This window comes from Brevibacterium sediminis, from assembly GCF_013623905.1.
Taxonomy (GTDB): Bacteria; Actinomycetota; Actinomycetes; order Actinomycetales; family Brevibacteriaceae; genus Brevibacterium; species Brevibacterium sediminis.
In genome coordinates this window covers 74,518-89,848 of record NZ_JABKDD010000002.1, presented here as the reverse complement: position 1 = coordinate 89,848, position 15,331 = coordinate 74,518, and the positions used below count along the sequence as shown (strand labels likewise).

General features: G+C 65.5%; 11 protein-coding genes. 5 read left to right on the top strand and 6 right to left on the bottom strand.

All coding sequences use genetic code 11. The annotated features are described in order from the left end of the window. Positions 1–61 precede the first annotated feature (61 nt). A complete protein-coding gene (locus tag HK108_RS04875; protein WP_229663986.1) occupies positions 62–5,023 on the top strand; it encodes a PDDEXK-like endonuclease domain-containing protein in 4,962 nt (1,653 codons plus the stop codon). A gap of 490 nt (positions 5,024–5,513) precedes the next feature. Here the strand turns inward: HK108_RS04875 and mscL are convergent, their stop codons facing one another. The 4 genes from mscL to HK108_RS04855 form a co-directional block, all read right to left on the bottom strand. Beyond that, positions 5,514–5,975: a large conductance mechanosensitive channel protein MscL gene (gene mscL / locus HK108_RS04870; RefSeq protein ID WP_062862383.1), complete on the bottom strand. Its 462-nt coding sequence runs from the start codon at positions 5,973–5,975 to the stop codon at positions 5,514–5,516. Positions 5,976–6,225: 250 nt separating this feature from the next. Beyond that, positions 6,226–6,855, bottom strand: a complete 630-nt coding sequence (locus HK108_RS04865) for an SAF domain-containing protein (RefSeq protein WP_181270718.1) — start codon at positions 6,853–6,855, stop codon at positions 6,226–6,228. Positions 6,856–7,060: 205 nt separating this feature from the next. Beyond that, complete coding sequence (locus HK108_RS04860; RefSeq protein ID WP_181270717.1) at positions 7,061–7,378, bottom strand: FmdB family zinc ribbon protein; 318 nt, start codon at positions 7,376–7,378, stop codon at positions 7,061–7,063. 123 nt (positions 7,379–7,501) lie between these two features. Further along, on the bottom strand, positions 7,502–8,245 hold the full coding sequence (locus HK108_RS04855) for a 5-formyltetrahydrofolate cyclo-ligase (protein WP_229663987.1): 744 nt from the start codon (positions 8,243–8,245) through the stop codon (positions 7,502–7,504). Between the two features lie 45 nt (positions 8,246–8,290). On the opposite strand from HK108_RS04855, the gene galU reads away from it, so the two are divergent. The 3 genes from galU to HK108_RS04840 all read left to right on the top strand — a co-directional run bounded on the left by galU (position 8,291) and on the right by HK108_RS04840 (position 12,161). Further along, complete coding sequence (gene galU / locus HK108_RS04850; protein WP_139468177.1) at positions 8,291–9,193, top strand: UTP--glucose-1-phosphate uridylyltransferase GalU; 903 nt, start codon at positions 8,291–8,293, stop codon at positions 9,191–9,193. Between the two features lie 83 nt (positions 9,194–9,276). Beyond that, complete coding sequence (locus HK108_RS04845; RefSeq protein WP_139468299.1) at positions 9,277–9,873, top strand: GNAT family N-acetyltransferase; 597 nt, start codon at positions 9,277–9,279, stop codon at positions 9,871–9,873. A gap of 116 nt (positions 9,874–9,989) precedes the next feature. Continuing rightward, positions 9,990–12,161: a hypothetical protein gene (locus HK108_RS04840; protein WP_181270716.1), complete on the top strand. Its 2,172-nt coding sequence runs from the start codon at positions 9,990–9,992 to the stop codon at positions 12,159–12,161. Between the two features lie 188 nt (positions 12,162–12,349). Here HK108_RS04840 and HK108_RS04835 read toward each other — a convergent pair whose 3' ends face one another. Then, a complete protein-coding gene (locus HK108_RS04835) occupies positions 12,350–12,859 on the bottom strand; it encodes a putative immunity protein (protein ID WP_181270715.1) in 510 nt (169 codons plus the stop codon). Between the two features lie 255 nt (positions 12,860–13,114). Between HK108_RS04835 and shiA the strand changes: the two genes are divergently transcribed. Beyond that, a complete protein-coding gene (shiA, locus tag HK108_RS04830; RefSeq protein ID WP_181270714.1) occupies positions 13,115–14,440 on the top strand; it encodes a shikimate transporter in 1,326 nt (441 codons plus the stop codon). Between the two features lie 152 nt (positions 14,441–14,592). On the opposite strand, the gene HK108_RS04825 is transcribed toward shiA, so the two are convergent. After that, positions 14,593–15,294, bottom strand: a complete 702-nt coding sequence (locus HK108_RS04825; RefSeq protein ID WP_181270713.1) for a MerR family transcriptional regulator — start codon at positions 15,292–15,294, stop codon at positions 14,593–14,595. Positions 15,295–15,331: the final 37 nt, after the last annotated feature.

Below are 15,331 nucleotides of genomic sequence, written 5' to 3'. Positions count from 1 at the left end.
ACCTCACTGTTCCACGGTGTGCCAGCACCTATTATGGACAGATTCTCGTTAGGGTCGAATTGTGTCGGATTCCGTTAGAGACGAACAGTTCCCAGAACTCGGAGATGTCTTCGCCGAGTGGAAGAAGCAGGCTGCCCATCTGGGCGGTCGCGACACCATGCTTCATTTCCGGGACTCCCGTGACGGCAGCATCGACCTCTCCGGCGCCCACCCCTCCGGCCTGGCACAGTTGCTGGCCGGTCGCGCCACCCGACTCTCCAGCCTAATCCGCGACCACGACATCCTCACGGACGCGCGTCGGCGTGCGAAATCCATCCGGTCGAAGGCAGAACAGCTCGACAACGAACGCGGCATCCGCACCGCCCACCTGGCGCTCGGATTCGCTTCGTGGACGGAAAAGGACGCGAAGTTCAAGTTCAACGCCCCCGTCGTCATGCGCCACATCACGCTGGTGCCTCGTGGGTCCCGAGTCGAGGACTACGAGATCGTGCTCGACAACGAGATCACGATCAACCCCGCTCTCGTCCAGCATCTGCGCGAGGAATACGACCTCGACGTGCCCGTCGACGAATGGGTCGACGCGACCGGCGGACCGCACGGCTTCGACCCGGGCCCGGCTCTCGACCGCCTGCGCGATCTGGGGCAGAACGTGCCCGGTCTGCGGATCAACCACCGCCTGATCATCTCGACGTTCGCGAACATCGCAAACCCGTTCTCTACCGACTACCTGCCTACCCAGCATCCCGTTCTGCGGGCGCTGGCCGGTGACGAGGACGTGCGTGCCTCCCTCGGCGGGCCCTCGTATGTGCCGCAGCCGGGCGTGCTCCCGGACGAGAAGATCGCCGCCGCCGAGAAGGCCGAAGCCGAGCAGAAGCGAGCCGAAGCGAAGAGAGTCGCCGGCGTCGCCGCTGCCGCCGAGTCCGCAGACAAGGACACCGAACCCGCAGGCGATGAGAAGTCAGCGCCGGAAGCGACCTCCGCGGACGCTGCGAAGTCCGGAGGTGGGACGAAGACTGCGGAAACGGCAGAAGGCGACCTCGCCGAGGATGCTGCTGAGTCCGCTGATGAGTCGGCAACCGGCGGCGAGAAGACCGGTGAGAAAGCTGCGTCCGAGAAGCCTGCGGCCGAGAATGCTTCGTCCGAGGCAGCTGCCGGTGCCGCTGATGAAGCGGATGCCGATGAGGACTACGGTCAGCCGACCGTGCCGATCACCGACGAACCACTCGATGCCGCAGAGCCGGTCACTGCCGCCGAGTCCGCCGTCGACACGACCACCGACGACGAGAAGACGTCGACCGAAGCCGAAGCTGTATCGGCGACCAAGTCTGAGAAGACAGCACCCGCGGCTGAAGCCGACGGTGAAGACGTCGTACCCGCTGCGCTTCAGGAGCCGATCACCCCGCTTCCCGACCGGAAGCCGCAGGAGGAATTCCTCGTCATCGACGTCGACGGTGACCAGCAGGCCGTCGTCGACGCTGCCGTGTCCGGTCACTCCGTCGTCGTCGACACCCCGCCCGGAACCGGTGCCACCCAGGTTGCCGTCGCCGTGGCCACCACACTGGCACACACCGGCAAGAGCGTCCTCTTCCTCGCGCAGACCTCCGATGCGCTCGACGATTTCTCTGCTCGCCTCGGCGAGGTCGGACTCTCCGACTTCGCGGTCGACACCCGCGCTGGTTCGGAAGACATCCGCAAACAGCTCATCGGTCTCATCGCCTCGGCAGAGAAGTCCGAACGCCCGGACCTGTCCTTCCTGCTGACCGAACTCAACGAACAGCGGGCGATTCTGGCCGACCACGTCTCCTCCCTGCACCGCAGGCGCAAGCCGTGGGACGTCTCCGTCTACGAAACCATGCAGCACCTCGCCGAACTGACCTCCGGTGATGACTCCCCGCAGACACCGGTGCGCTTCGATGACGATATCCTCGGCGCCAGCGACGACCGCCGGAACATCCTGCGCGGCAAACTCGGTGAACTCGCCGGACTGGGTGCTTTCACCCTCGATGTCGAAGACACCGTCTGGTTCGGAGCCGATCTCAAATCCGTCGAAGAGGCCGAAGCCGCACGCACCGTGGCCGAACGCATCGGTCGGATGATCCCCGACCTCGTCGCTGCCACCGAACCGGTGCTGCAGAAGGCGAAACTCAATCCGCGCCGCAATGTCGACGACTGGTCCCGCGCCGTCCGCGTGCTCCTGCGCGTGCGCAAGACGCTCGACAACTTCGCACCCGACATCTACGACCACCGCCTCGATGACCTCATCGCCGCCACCGGCACACCCGAATACCGGGCCGATGTCGGCGTCGAGATGGGCATGATGCAGCGCCGTCGACTGAAGAAGTCGGCCGCGGAGTTCCTCCGGCCCGGCGCCGAGGTGGCTGACCTCCACGAGGCACTCATCGACGTCCGCGCCCAGCGGGTCATCCTTTCGGACCTCGCCGGACATGACGGCCGCCCGCAGATCCCGCGCGGCGTCCTCGAAGCCGACGAGATCCTCCAGAGCGTGGAAGCCGATATGGCCAAGCTCGCCCCGATCCTCGAGACGACGCCGGACGGCGGGGACCTCGGATCGATGCTCATCGAGGAACTTCAGGCACGTGCCGAAGCGATGGGCAGCGATTCGGAGAACCTCGCCGATCTGCCCGAACGGTCCCGCCTGCAGCGTGAACTCGACGGCGAGGGCCTCGGCGATCTCATGGCCGATCTGCGCAGGCGCAAGGTCGACGAGTCACTCGTCGGCCCCGAGTTCGACCTCGCATATTGGGCCTCCGTACTGCAGACCATGGCCGGTGAAGATCCTGCGATCGGTCGCCACGACGGTGCCGCTCTCCACCAGGTGGCCGAAGGCTTCCGCGAGAACGACCGCGCCTTCGTCGCCGCCGGTGCCTCCCGACTGCGCTACAACCATGCGCAGGCATGGAAGCGCGGAATCGAATCCGATCCGATCGCCGCCGGAGTCATCAAACAGGAGCTGCTGTCGAAGCACACCTCGACGAAGCGGATCTCCACGCAGGCACCCGAACTGCTGACGACTCTGGCCCCGGTGTGGATGGGCAGCCCGTACACGGTGCCCGAACTCTTCTCCGCTCTGCCTCTCTTCGATGCGGTCGTCATCGCCGATGCCGGACGGCTGTCGGTCGCCGATGTCGTCCCCGGAATCACCCGAGCCCGTCAGGTCATCTCCCTCGGAGACTCCCGCCTGCTCGGACCGCGCCCGTTCTCGATCGCGGTCGATCGCTTCGGCATGGACGACGGGAAACATCCCCGCTCGGTGCAGGACCGCCTCGGCGAGTTCCTGCCGCGGATGCGACTGTCGAACTCCTACCGCTTGTCCCCGGTCGGGCTCATCGACCTGGCCAACCGGCACTTCTACGATTCGACGATTTCGACGCTGCCGACCGCGCATACCGGTGAGGGCAGCGGCCTCGAATTCTCCTATGTCGCCGACGGCAGGGGCCCCACGGACATCGGGACCGGTCGGGTCGAGAGCCCCGATGCCGAGGTCAAACGCGTCGTCGATCTGGTGCTCAAGCACGCGCGGAATCGGTCGCGGGAGTCATTGGCCGTCGTCGCGCTCACCCCGCATCACGCTCAGCGAGTGGCGACGGCGATCTCACGGGCGATGAAGGATCTGCCGTATGTGGCGGCGTTCTTCAACGATTCTTCGAAGGAACCATTCGTCGTCACCGACGCCGAACGCGTCCAGGGCATGTCGCGCGATGCCGTGATCTTCACCCTCGGCTATGGCCGCACCGTCCACGGTCGCGTCATCCACGACTTCGGTCCGCTCTCCGGGCCGGACGGTCGTCGCATCCTCGCGGCCACGATGACGCGGGCCAGGAAGCGGCTGACCCTGGTCTCGAGCATCGAGGCCGAGGACTTCGACCGCAGCAAACTCAACGGGGGAGCGGTCATGCTCCCGCAGCTGCTCGAGGAGGTCGCGACCGGCGGCGTCCACCAGCCCGGACCGCACGGCGAGATCTACGATCCGCTGTTCAATGACATCGCCGACCGGCTGCTGCAGCTCGGCGTCGTCGCTCACGAACACTACAACGGCATCGACCTGGCCGTGGCGAACTCCACCGAGGACGAGCACGGAATGATCATCGCCGTCGCCGGTGACGGACCCGAATACGCGTCGATGCGCAGCCTGCGCCAGCGGGACCGGGTGCTGCCCGAACAGCTGAGCCGCCGAGGCTGGAAGTTCATGCGCGTGTGGTCGACCGATGCGTTCGTCGACCCGCAGACCGAGACCGAGAAGATCTTCGAGACCTGGCGTGCCACCGTGGAGACGATGAGCCCGCAGGCCGTTCTCAATGCGGCGCGTGCCGCCTCGGTGGTCGTCGGCCGCACCGGCAGCCGACCGAAGCTCGTGCCCGGTCTGCCGATGCACAAGTACTCCGCCGAAGGCCTCGATCAGATGATCGACTGGATCCAGTCGGATGCGGTCGTGCGCGGCGACGGTGAGATCAAGGACCTGCTGCGCACCGCGCTGGCGCAGAAGGGCAACTCGAGCCGCGGCGATTCCCAGCTGCAGGCCGCCGTGGACCGCTACCGCGAACGCCATGCGCAGGCGAAGAAAGTCACGGGCGCTGAGGTGTTCATCCCACGGTCGAACTCGACTGGACCCGTCGAAGACGACATCCTGCCGACCTTCGACACCGGTAAGATCCGTGCCGATGAGCTCCGCTCCGCCGGCCTCGTGCAGACCGCAAGCAATGACCAGGTCCCCGAGGCGGCCGACGAGCTCGCCCACGCTGATTCGGTTGATGCGAAGTCTGACAGTGCCGGTGAGGACAGTGCAGGTTCGTCCGCGGAGGCAACTGCCACGCACGACGCTGGGGCCGCCAGCGCGGCTAGGGCCGAGTCCGCAGACTCGGATTCGGCCGACGAGGATTCGACCGCCGCTGACTTTGGCGGGTCGGATTCGGCCGAGGCGGAGTCGGGGGAGTCGGAGTCGGCTGAATCCGGGACGGACGGGACCGCCTCGGCGAAGTCGGGGTCGAAGAACGACGATGCCTGACCGGCCCGCCGGCAGCGAGGATGCTGATTGCGACCGAGAATCGGTTGATGCCAGCGTCAGCGGGTCGAGCACCGAGCTGGAAGGGCCATCGCACGGCGATGGCGAGTCCGGCGCTGAGCCGACAGAGCCACCACACGGCGACGGCGATGCCGAAACTGCTGAGTCTCGGAGGGCCCGGGTCGAAGCGGCGAAGCGTCGATATCGAGCGACTCTGCGCAATGAAGCCGACTCCGGTGGCGGCGGCTTCAGCGAGGACTACTACCGTTCGCAGAAGCCCCCGCACTGGTCATAGCTCCTGATCCGTCTGGTGGCTTCGATCTGACCGGGCATCTCCCCGCCCTTTACGGTCGGTCAATAGCGCCCGATCGGTCTCAGATAGCCCGATAGGTTTCAGACGGGCCGATAGGTTTCAAGCGGGCTGGAGAGGTTTCAGACATGAAGAAGGCCCGCTCTCGGATGCGAGCGGGCCTTCTTTGCGATCGGCTGGTGATCAGTGCCGCGGAGGCTGGTTCGGATCGATCGGACCGTCGGTGGCGGGACCTTCGGCGGGTCCGGCAGGCGAGGCAACCTGGTTGCGCAGGATCTCTCGGATGTCGCCGAGCAGATCCTCGGTGGTCGGAGGAACTTCTTCTTCGGGAGCTCCGCGCTTGCGCAGCTCGTTGAGCTTGTTCATCGGCACGATGATGATGAAGTAGACGATGGCGGCCACGATGAGGAAGTTGATGGCCGCAGTGATGACCGCACCGATATCAAGGGTGGCCTCGGGCACGCCTTCCTTGAGCGGGATCTGCAGGGCCGGTCCCTCAGCACCACCGACAGCGGCGATGAGCGGGTTGATGATCTTGTCGGAGAAGGCGGTGACGATGGCGGTGAAAGCGCCGCCGATGATGACCGCTGTTGCGAGTTCGACGACATTCCCCTGGAGAATGAAGTCTCTGAATCCCTTAAGCATTAGAGAAACCCTCTCGGTGTGTGTTCACTGAAATGCTGTTATCGAATAGCTCAATTACGTTCCAATAGTACACATGGGTAACTCATTGTCAGCAGAAATGTTCTGCGAGTCTGATCATCGTATTGACGCTTCGGGTAATCGTTGTGATGCTCCGGGTAGTCGGAACGCAGTGATGAATGCCGGTCAGGTGAATGCAGACGTCTCCGACTACCGCAGATCAGCAGGGCGAACGGCCCGGCGATGGCATGGTTCAGCGAGGGAGGATTGCAAAGCTGATGGGGAGTCCGGCGAACTCGGCGACACGCCCGGCGTCATCGGCGGAGAGGATCACGGAAACAAGTTGTCCTGACTCCGCGGCTATTCCTTCGGGTTTGTCGACGAGGCGGGCGATCGTCACTTTCTCGACGACGACTTCCGACCCGCCATCGGGCAGGGACGAGAAGAGGCGGATCTTCTGCCCCGGTTGGAGCAGTGCCGCCGAGGCGTCATCGGCCAGACGGATCGGCATGAGCAGATCGCGACTGCCTTTGGGCAGCGCCTGCTGATCGAGAACGATCGACGAGGTCAGAGGTGACCCCTTCGACAACCCCGCCGAGGTGGCCCGTCCCTTCACCTCTTCAACGGACCTGAATGCCTTGTCGGGGACGAGGTCGGAAGGGAACTGAGTGAGAGTGAGGTCCTGGGCCTTGAGCTCGGTTCCGGGCGCCAGGTCCGACTTCGCGACGACGATCGCCGTTCCTGCGCTGCTCGGTGTGAGCACCCAGACGGCAAGAGCGCAGGCGCACGCGAGGCAGACGGCGGCGAGGATGCGCTGCGGCCGAATGCGAGACGGCCGTGACCAGCTAGAAGACGAGGACCGGATGCGGTGGAAGATGCCCATGCGCCGAGTCTGCGGCGGTGCGCGGCCCGCGGCAAGGGTACGGTACTTGCCTGTGGACAGTTCGTGTCGTCCACAGGCGATTGGTGTCTGAGTGACGAGAGCCGGTTCGTCGCGGCATTCGGTCGGCTGGCGGCTGAGGTGAATCACCTGTAGGTGCCGGCTGTCAGCTGGCGGCTGGGAAGTGTCAGCTGGCGACCGGCGTCGCTCAGCTTGCGGCTGGGGTGCTCGCTGCCGAGGAGCTGCTCGATGACGAAGTCGACGTGCTGGAGGATTCCTTCGACGACGAGCTCGAGGACTCCTTCGAGGAGGAGTCTGAACTCGAGGAGCTGACGGTGCTCGACTTGCTCGAGCGGGAGTCAGTGGCGTAGAAGCCGGATCCCTTGAAGCTGATGCCCACGGCGCCGAAGACCTTCTTCAGGCGGCCCTGGCATTCCGGGCAGACGGTGAGTGAGTCATCGCTGAAGTCCTGATGAATATCAAAGGCGTGACCACAGCTCTTGCAGGTGTAGGAGTAGACGGGCATTCGAGACCTTTCTTCGACGACAAGATTATAGTGCACGTCGGAACCTCCCCGGAGCACCGGTCCGGGATATGCACAAGGTTATCCACATATCAACACGCGCGAGTGGGTGCTGATTCCCGACGATCAGGCCGTGAAGATGTGAGTTCCGTCGTCGGTGACGGCCTCCGGGATGCGCAGGTCCCAGACTTCTGCGGCGAGACCCTTGAGGTTGAGCTCGTCGGCGAAGCACACCCCGACAACGCGGGGACCAGAGCCAGGAGCTTCCGAATCAGAAGCTGCCGAACCATTGCGTTCCGAACCAGGGGGCGCGGAACCAGGGGGCTCGGAACCAGGAAGTCCCGATCCGAAAACGCCCGACCCGAGAGGCTCGGCCCCGTGCGGGCCGAAGGTCCTGTCGTAGAAGCCGCCTCCGTTTCCCAGCCGAGCACCATCGGTGCCGAAGCCCAGGGCGGGGACGAAGACGAGGTCGAGGCCGATCGTGGGGGAGAGCAGCTGGGCGGCGGTGAGCAGCTCACCATCCCGGGCCGGTTCGCGGATTCCCCATCGTCCCTGCGGTCTCAGGCTGGCCATTGAACCAGTGACCTGGCCGAACATCAAAGGTTCGCCCACCTTGGTGACGACGGGCAGGTAGACGGTGCCGCCGGATGCGAGAAACTGATCGAGTGCCGGGTCGAGGTCCGGCTCTCCGGGCAGCGCCGCATAGGCAAGAAGGGAACGAACCGGTGTTTCTCGGATGAGGTCCCACGCAGCGGCCGCCACCGTCCCCGCAGCCTCCGTGGTCCCCGGAGTCGCCTCGATGAGGGAGCGGTCTGCGCGAGCTGCGCGGATGCGGGACCGCAGCTGCGCCTTCGAAGTTTGTGAGTCCACGCATTTCAGACTAACCGGGGTTGGCGGATTCGTTAAGATGACTTCATGAGTGATGAAGTGCAGCGCACCGTTCGCAAGGCCGTGATCCCCGTCGCCGGTCTCGGAACTCGGTTCCTCCCCGCCACGAAAGCCACCCCCAAAGAGATGCTCCCGGTCGTCGATAAGCCGGCGATCCAGTACGTCATCGAGGAAGCCGTCGATGCCGGTCTGCAGGACGTTCTCATGATCACCGGTCGGAACAAGCGGCCGCTGGAGGATCATTTCGACCGGGTTGACGGGCTCGAGGCAGCGCTCGCGCAGAAGGGCGACGACAAGAAGCTCGCCGCGGTGCGCCATCCCTCGGAACTCGCTGATATCCACTATGTGCGCCAGGGCGACCCCAAGGGACTCGGCCATGCCGTGCTCAAGGGGCGTCAGCATGTGGGCAATGAGCCGTTCGCGGTCCTCCTCGGTGATGACCTCATCGATGAGCGCAGCCCGATCCTGCCGAAGATGATCGAGGTCGCGGAGAAGACCGGCGGCAGTGTCGTCGCCCTCATGGAGGTTCCGCCCGAGGCGATCCACCTCTACGGCTGTGCCGCCGTCGAGTCCACTGCTGACGACGAGGTCGTCAAGGTCACCGACCTCGTCGAGAAGCCCGCCACCGAGGATGCTCCGTCGAATCTCGCCATCATCGGCCGCTACGTGCTGGCGCCGGAGATCTTCGATGTCCTCGAGACGACGAAGCCGGGACGCGGCAACGAGATCCAGCTCACCGATGCCCTGCAGGAGCTCGCCGGAGACGACGAGGGCCACGGAGTCTACGGAGTCGTGTTCAAGGGCGCCCGCTACGACACGGGAGACAAGCTCGACTACCTCAAGGCCGTTGTGCAGATCGCGTGCGACCGGGAGGACCTCGGCGACGACCTCAAAGCGTGGCTGCGCGAGTTCGTGCCGACGCTGGACTGAGCGCCGACACAGGACCGATCCGACCGTCCTGGTTCAGCCCGTCCGGGCAGACCGACCTTGATCCCGAGAGCGAGGGCAGCCGTGTGTGGCCTGTCATCCTGACTGATCGACAGTCCGATATCGTGCTGCGACCGCTGCGCCGCCGCGACGAAGAGGCCTGGCGAGAGGTCCGCCGATTCAACCGCGACTGGCTGCGCCCGTGGGATGCGACCCTGCCTGCGCCGGGCCAGGAGCTGCCGGGGTTCCGCACGATGGTGCGGATGCAGGACAAACAGGCCAAACGCGGGCAGACCGTGCCGTTCGCCATCGAGGTCGACGGGAACTTCCGCGGACAGATCACCGTATCGGGACTGAGCTGGGGTTCGATCCTGTCCGGGCAGATCGGTTACTGGATCGACTCGCGCGTGGCCGGGCGCGGTATCACCCCGGTCGCCGTGGCGATGGCCGCCGACCACTGCTTCTTCGCCCTCGGACTCCACCGCATCGAAATCAACATCCGCCCGGAGAACACCGCGAGCCTGCGCGTGGTCGAGAAGCTGGGTCTGCGCGATGAGGGGCTGCGCGAGAAGTACATGCACATCGATGGGCAGTGGTGCGACCACCGCACTTTCGCCCTCCTCGCCGAGGAGGTCCCTCAGGGTCTGCTGGCCGCATACAGGCACGGCACCGGCGGGTGGTAGGCGCGAACCGGGGACGTCCAGCCGCCGCCTGGGAATTCGGTGAACTTCGCCCCAGTTTGACCGACACACCTCGCGTCTTCACGACTTCCCTGATGCCTGCAACTTAGGGTGGCATTGTGGACACCAGCATCATCGTCGTCATCGCCATCGTCGTGGTCTTCGCCGTTGCTGTGCCCGCAATGATTCGGAAGTCCGCGACGGATCTCTCGCGCGTCGAAATCGACACGGTTCCGGACAATGCGGCCGTCGTCTCCGCCGAGACAGCCATCCCCGGGCACGACCATTCGGAGCGCATCCAGGTCTTCCACGACAAACCTCGGAAGGTGCCGTCGGTTCCGACCCCGGACGTCTCACAGGAAGTCGAGGCCCCGAAGCTGAGTCTCTCGGCCTCCACTCCCGAGCTCGCCGTCATCGACGGTCACGCCGAAGCACACACCATCACCGAGGCTGCCGAGCACGCCCAGCTCAACGTCCTTCCCGTTGCGGTCGGTGAAACTTACTCCTCCCTGTCCGCCGACCATGCGGCCGTCGGTCGCGGTGTTGTCGTTTCCAGCGTAGGCGTCGGCACTGACACAGGTGTTCGTGCAGGCGCTGCCACTGACAATGTGCGACTGCTCCACCCCGCGGTCCATGCCGTCTTCAACGACAGCGGCCGCTCCGTCGGGCCGTCGGACAGACAGGGCCGTTCGCCACAGGCCCATCCGCCGCACTCGACCGGCGCGGGGCACAAGGCGTCGACGAGCCGGATGGCTTCGGCCGGCGCCGGTCCAGCTCCTCACGGAGGCGGACCACGTGAAGGCCGGTCCCGGACGGGACGCGGCGGCCACCTCGGCGAGGGGATGGCCGGCACAGATGGACAGAACCGACAGATTTCCAATCCGACCATCGGAACCGATGAGGAACATGCGATGACCGAGCAAGCCACGACCCTGCGGGAGTCACTGAAGTCGCTGAACACCATGGTCAGGGGCTTCTCCCTGGTCTTCCTCGCCTCGGTTCTCGGCATCCTTGTGTCGAGTGTGCTCGCGGCCTTCTCGGTCGTGCACATCGCCTTGGCGGGTGTCTTCCTCGGGCTCGCGGTCGTCACTCTCTTCCTCGTGCGCACGCTCAATCTGCGCAAGCGGGAGACGAAGAAGAAGCTGCGACGTCTGCAGGAGACCGCACGGTCACGGTCAGCGGGCCAGCCGAAGCGTGCCGCTGAGCCGGAGCACGCCGCCAAGGTCGAGCGTGCCGCCGAGCCGAAGTCGGCCGAACCGTTGACTGCCACGGCACGACAGACTGCCTCCTCACGACCGACTGCCTCGGCCAAGACGGCGACAAGCGCACAGCCTGTAACTGGATCGCAGACAGCAGCTCGTACGGGCGCGAAGTCGCAGACCGTTCCGGTCAAGCAGCAGCCTCGCACGGCCCCGGCATCGACCTCGAGCGGTACCGCTGCCCGGATCGCCGCGGCCGCCCAGGGCACGAGCGCGGCGGCGAAGGCCGCGCAGGCTCGCGCTGCGATGAACCGCTCCGCCGCGGCGAAGAAGTCCCGCGAAGAGGCCGACACCGGAGAGATCCCGCTCGTGCGCATCCGCAAGGAAGCCGCCGAGGGCCACACCACGCGCCAGGTCCTCCTCACCGGACCGATCCCGGTCGTGAAGGAGAACGCCACCGCAGACGGTGACGCGACTTCCGCCGAGGTGGCCGCCGGCTCGGAGGCCGCCTCGACGTCGGGCACTGTCGCCACCGCGGAATCAACGTCGACGGCAGAGTCGAAGGCGACGGGTACCAACATCGACCGCGAGAACGATGCCGACCCCGCCTCGGCGACGTCTGCAGAGAAGGCTCGGACCGAATTCACCAAGGCTCCGGTCTCGCTCGGAGCCGACCTCCTCACTGAGACCGAAACCGTCTCAGATGCGTCCGGTGGAAAGGAAGTCGATGCGGATGTGCACGTTGCGCTTGATGCGGCGGCACGCACGGTCGATGACCCGTTCATGCAGCGCCTGAAATCGCGCGACGGCTGGTCGCCGACCCCGCTGCCGGTGCCCAGCTACGTCGACGCACCTGAAGCCGAGCATCCGGTGCCCTCGGCATCAGCGGCCGATGCCAGCTCGTACGAAACCGAGGCCCGCAGCCGTGAAGATATCGCGGCTCAGTTCGCCGAAGAGCTCGGCTACCGTCCCGAACTTAGCGACTCCGCCCGCGAGGAAGGACCGCTCGGCCACGGGCGCAAAGCGATCCGGACGACGAAGACCGCCGACCTCGGCGCAGTCAACGACGTTCTCGCTCGCCGGCGCGCGTGAAGCCCCGAAGCCTCTGAAGCGAGGTCTGCAAGGATTTCGCGAGGCCGACGCAGACGCCCGTACACTCCGGCGGGCTTCTGCGTACCAGGGCTGCGGTGACCACGAGGGTTTGTCGCTGGCAGTCCAGTTCACGACAGATAGCACCCGTTTGAAAGCGTGCTGTCTGCCATGGAGGGTGCCGCCAGCGATCAGGCGCTGAAGACCGAACAGCAGATCGCATCGCGTCGTGCCTGATCTTCCAGCACGAGTTCGCGGACTTCATTCGGCAGCCGGTCGCGCTGCCAGTCGCGTTCGCCGAGACCGGCCCCAAGGTCCTTCCCCGATGCCCCTCGGGCCGCTTTGATCGCGTAGGCCGCTGCACCGAGGTTGTGCTCGGCGACGTGTCCGACGCAGGCTGCCTGTCCCGCCGCATAAGCGGCGAATCGGGCGGGTCCACGCAGGGGTCGTGCCGCACCCATGGCATGACCGCCGAGGGCGCGAGCCTCCATCATCGGCATTTCACCGGCTGCCCACGCCCGGGCGGCGGCAATGGCTTCGCGAGGTCGTTCATCCTCGGGGCAGACGGCTTCGAAGACCGGCAGGACGTGTTCGGCGCAGTCGGCGGCCCACAGCGCGAGAAAGTGGTGGTCGGAATCGGTGAGGGAGCCGCCTCGGCGAATCGTGATCACCCGGGGATCACGGACCTCCGGCAGGATCACGGGAACCGGCCGAAAATCGACAGCGGTCGCGAGCGGCGAAGCGTGCAGGCGTTCACAGTTGCCGATTGTAGTGGCCCCTCCGGTCGGTGCCTGACCCCAGCGCATCGGCAACCGTGGACGGAGACTGACCGGCGACGTGCGTTTTCCCTGGTGGACACGGGCCGCTCAGTCGTCATCGGCCGTGCTAGATTGCTCAGCGTCGATCACGCGAGGGCGGCCAGCAGGAGGCCGAAGACGAGTTCAGGGGAGAATCCGATGGCCGATATCGAAGACCAGGTGAGAGCTGAACCTGACGTGGGACGGCGTGCACGCCGTGCGGCTGCCGGGTCGTTCATCGGCGCCGTCGTCGAATGGTACGACTTCCTGCTCTACGGGATCGTCGCAGCTCTGGCCTTCGGCGAGCTCTTCTTCCCCGGTTACAGTGACCGGGCGGGCACGCTCGCGGCGTTCGCGACCTTCGGCGTCGGATTCATCTTCCGCCCGCTCGGCGGAATCATCTTCGGCCACTTCGGCGACCGCCTCGGGCGCAAGTCCATGCTCATCTGGACGATGACGATCATGGGCGTGGCGACCGCCCTCATCGGTTGTCTGCCGACCTACCAGGCGATCGGCTGGCTGGCACCGGCACTGCTCGTCCTGCTGCGCTGCATCCAGGGCGTGGCGGTCGGCGGAGAATGGGGAGGCGCCGCGCTCATGGCCGTTGAAAGCGCACCGCCGAAGCTGCGCGCCTTCTACTCCAGCGGGGTTCAGGTCGGCTATTCGTTCGGCTTGCTGCTGGCCACCGGACTCGTCGCCATCCTCAGCGGCGGACTGACCTCCGAAGGCTTCCTGGCTTGGGGATGGCGGATCCCGTTCCTCGCCAGCGCCGGCCTCGTCCTGGTCGGGCTGTGGATCCGTTCCGGTGTCGCCGAATCCGAAGAATATGTGGAGCGAGTGAAGAACGCGGACGAGGACAAAGTTCCCAAACTGCCGATCCTCGAGGCCTTCAAGCGATTCCCCGCACAGATCGCACAAATCGTCGGCCTGCGGTTCATCGAGCTTCTGACTATGTACATCGTCACCACCTTCGCGCTGTCGTATGCGACGGACGAACTCGGTCTCGACCGGCAGTTCATGCTCAACATTACGCTGCTCGTCGGCGGACTGGGAATCGTCACGATTCCTGCCTTCGCCTACCTCTCTGATCGGTACGGACGGCTGCGCGTCTATCTCACCGGCGGGGTCGTCGGACTGCTCAGCGCGATCCCGTTCTTCTTCGCTCTGGAATCGGGAAGCACGATTGTCATCGTGATCTTCGCCGTGCTGCTGGTCAATATCGCCCACGACGCGGTCGTCAGCGTCCAGCAGCCGCTGTTCGCCGAAATGTTCAGCCCCGAGTTCCGATACAGCGGAGCGGGCGTCGGCTACCAGTTGGCCAGCGCGCTGGCCGGCGGCTTCACTCCGTTCATCGCCACGTACCTCGTCGGAGTCGGCGACGGCAGCTGGTACCTCGTCGGTGCCTATCTCGCTGTGGGCTGTCTGGTCTCGATCTCCGTCGCCGCCTACCTTGCGAAGAAGGGACGACGCACCGCCAGTGCCTGATCACCTCAGTGCTGACTGACGGCACTGTTGCTCCAGTGCGTTACGTCAGGCCGAGCGCAATTGGTATGGCCGAGGCGGTTGTGGGCGTAGCGGTGTGGGGTGTGGCCCGGTCACCGCGAAGTGGTGAGGCGGTCCCGGGCGCTGGATAGCGGTCAGTCATCGAGGCCGCGCGACATCATCGACAGCGAAGCATGAGCCAGCGCACTCGCGGCGATGAGCTGACGATTGGACATCGTGATGCCGCGGATCACGCTCAGGCAGACCCTGTCGCGACTGTGCTCGATGCTGATCGGGCGGACATGAGACTGAGCGATAGGGGCAATGGCCCGGCACTGGGCGACGATCGAATCGACGGTGACCGGGTATCCCCCCGCATCGACCACCGCGACGACACGGGCCAGTGCATTCCTCGCTGCCGATTCCTCATCGGGCCAGCCGAGGCGATCGATCACCTCGGAGACCAGATCATCGAAGCGGTCAGGGGTGGGGCAGACTGCGGTCGGATGTGTTCCGGAGGCCCGCAGGGCGAACGGCGGGGAACCCGGTGCGCGCTGCGCCGAGGCGGGCAGTCCGGAATTCCCGCGCAAGGCGAGCTCCTGGCATACGCCCATCAGCTCGATCGTCGGCAGCGATTCGTCGTCAATGGCGCGGGTGAGTTCAGCGGTGTCGGCGATTGGAGTGGCCAGCTCCTCGCGCAGCCAGCGGATGAGCGCCAGCCGGTGCAGATGCGTCTCGTCGTAGATGGCCGTCGTCGCATTCTTCTTCTGTCCAGGCGGCAGAAGCCCCTCGTGGATGTAGTACTTGATACTCGCAGCCGAGACGCCGGCGGCCTTTGCCAATGCGCTGAGCTTCACTGTGCCCCTCCTTCTGCGGGTTGCTTCTGCAGGTTTC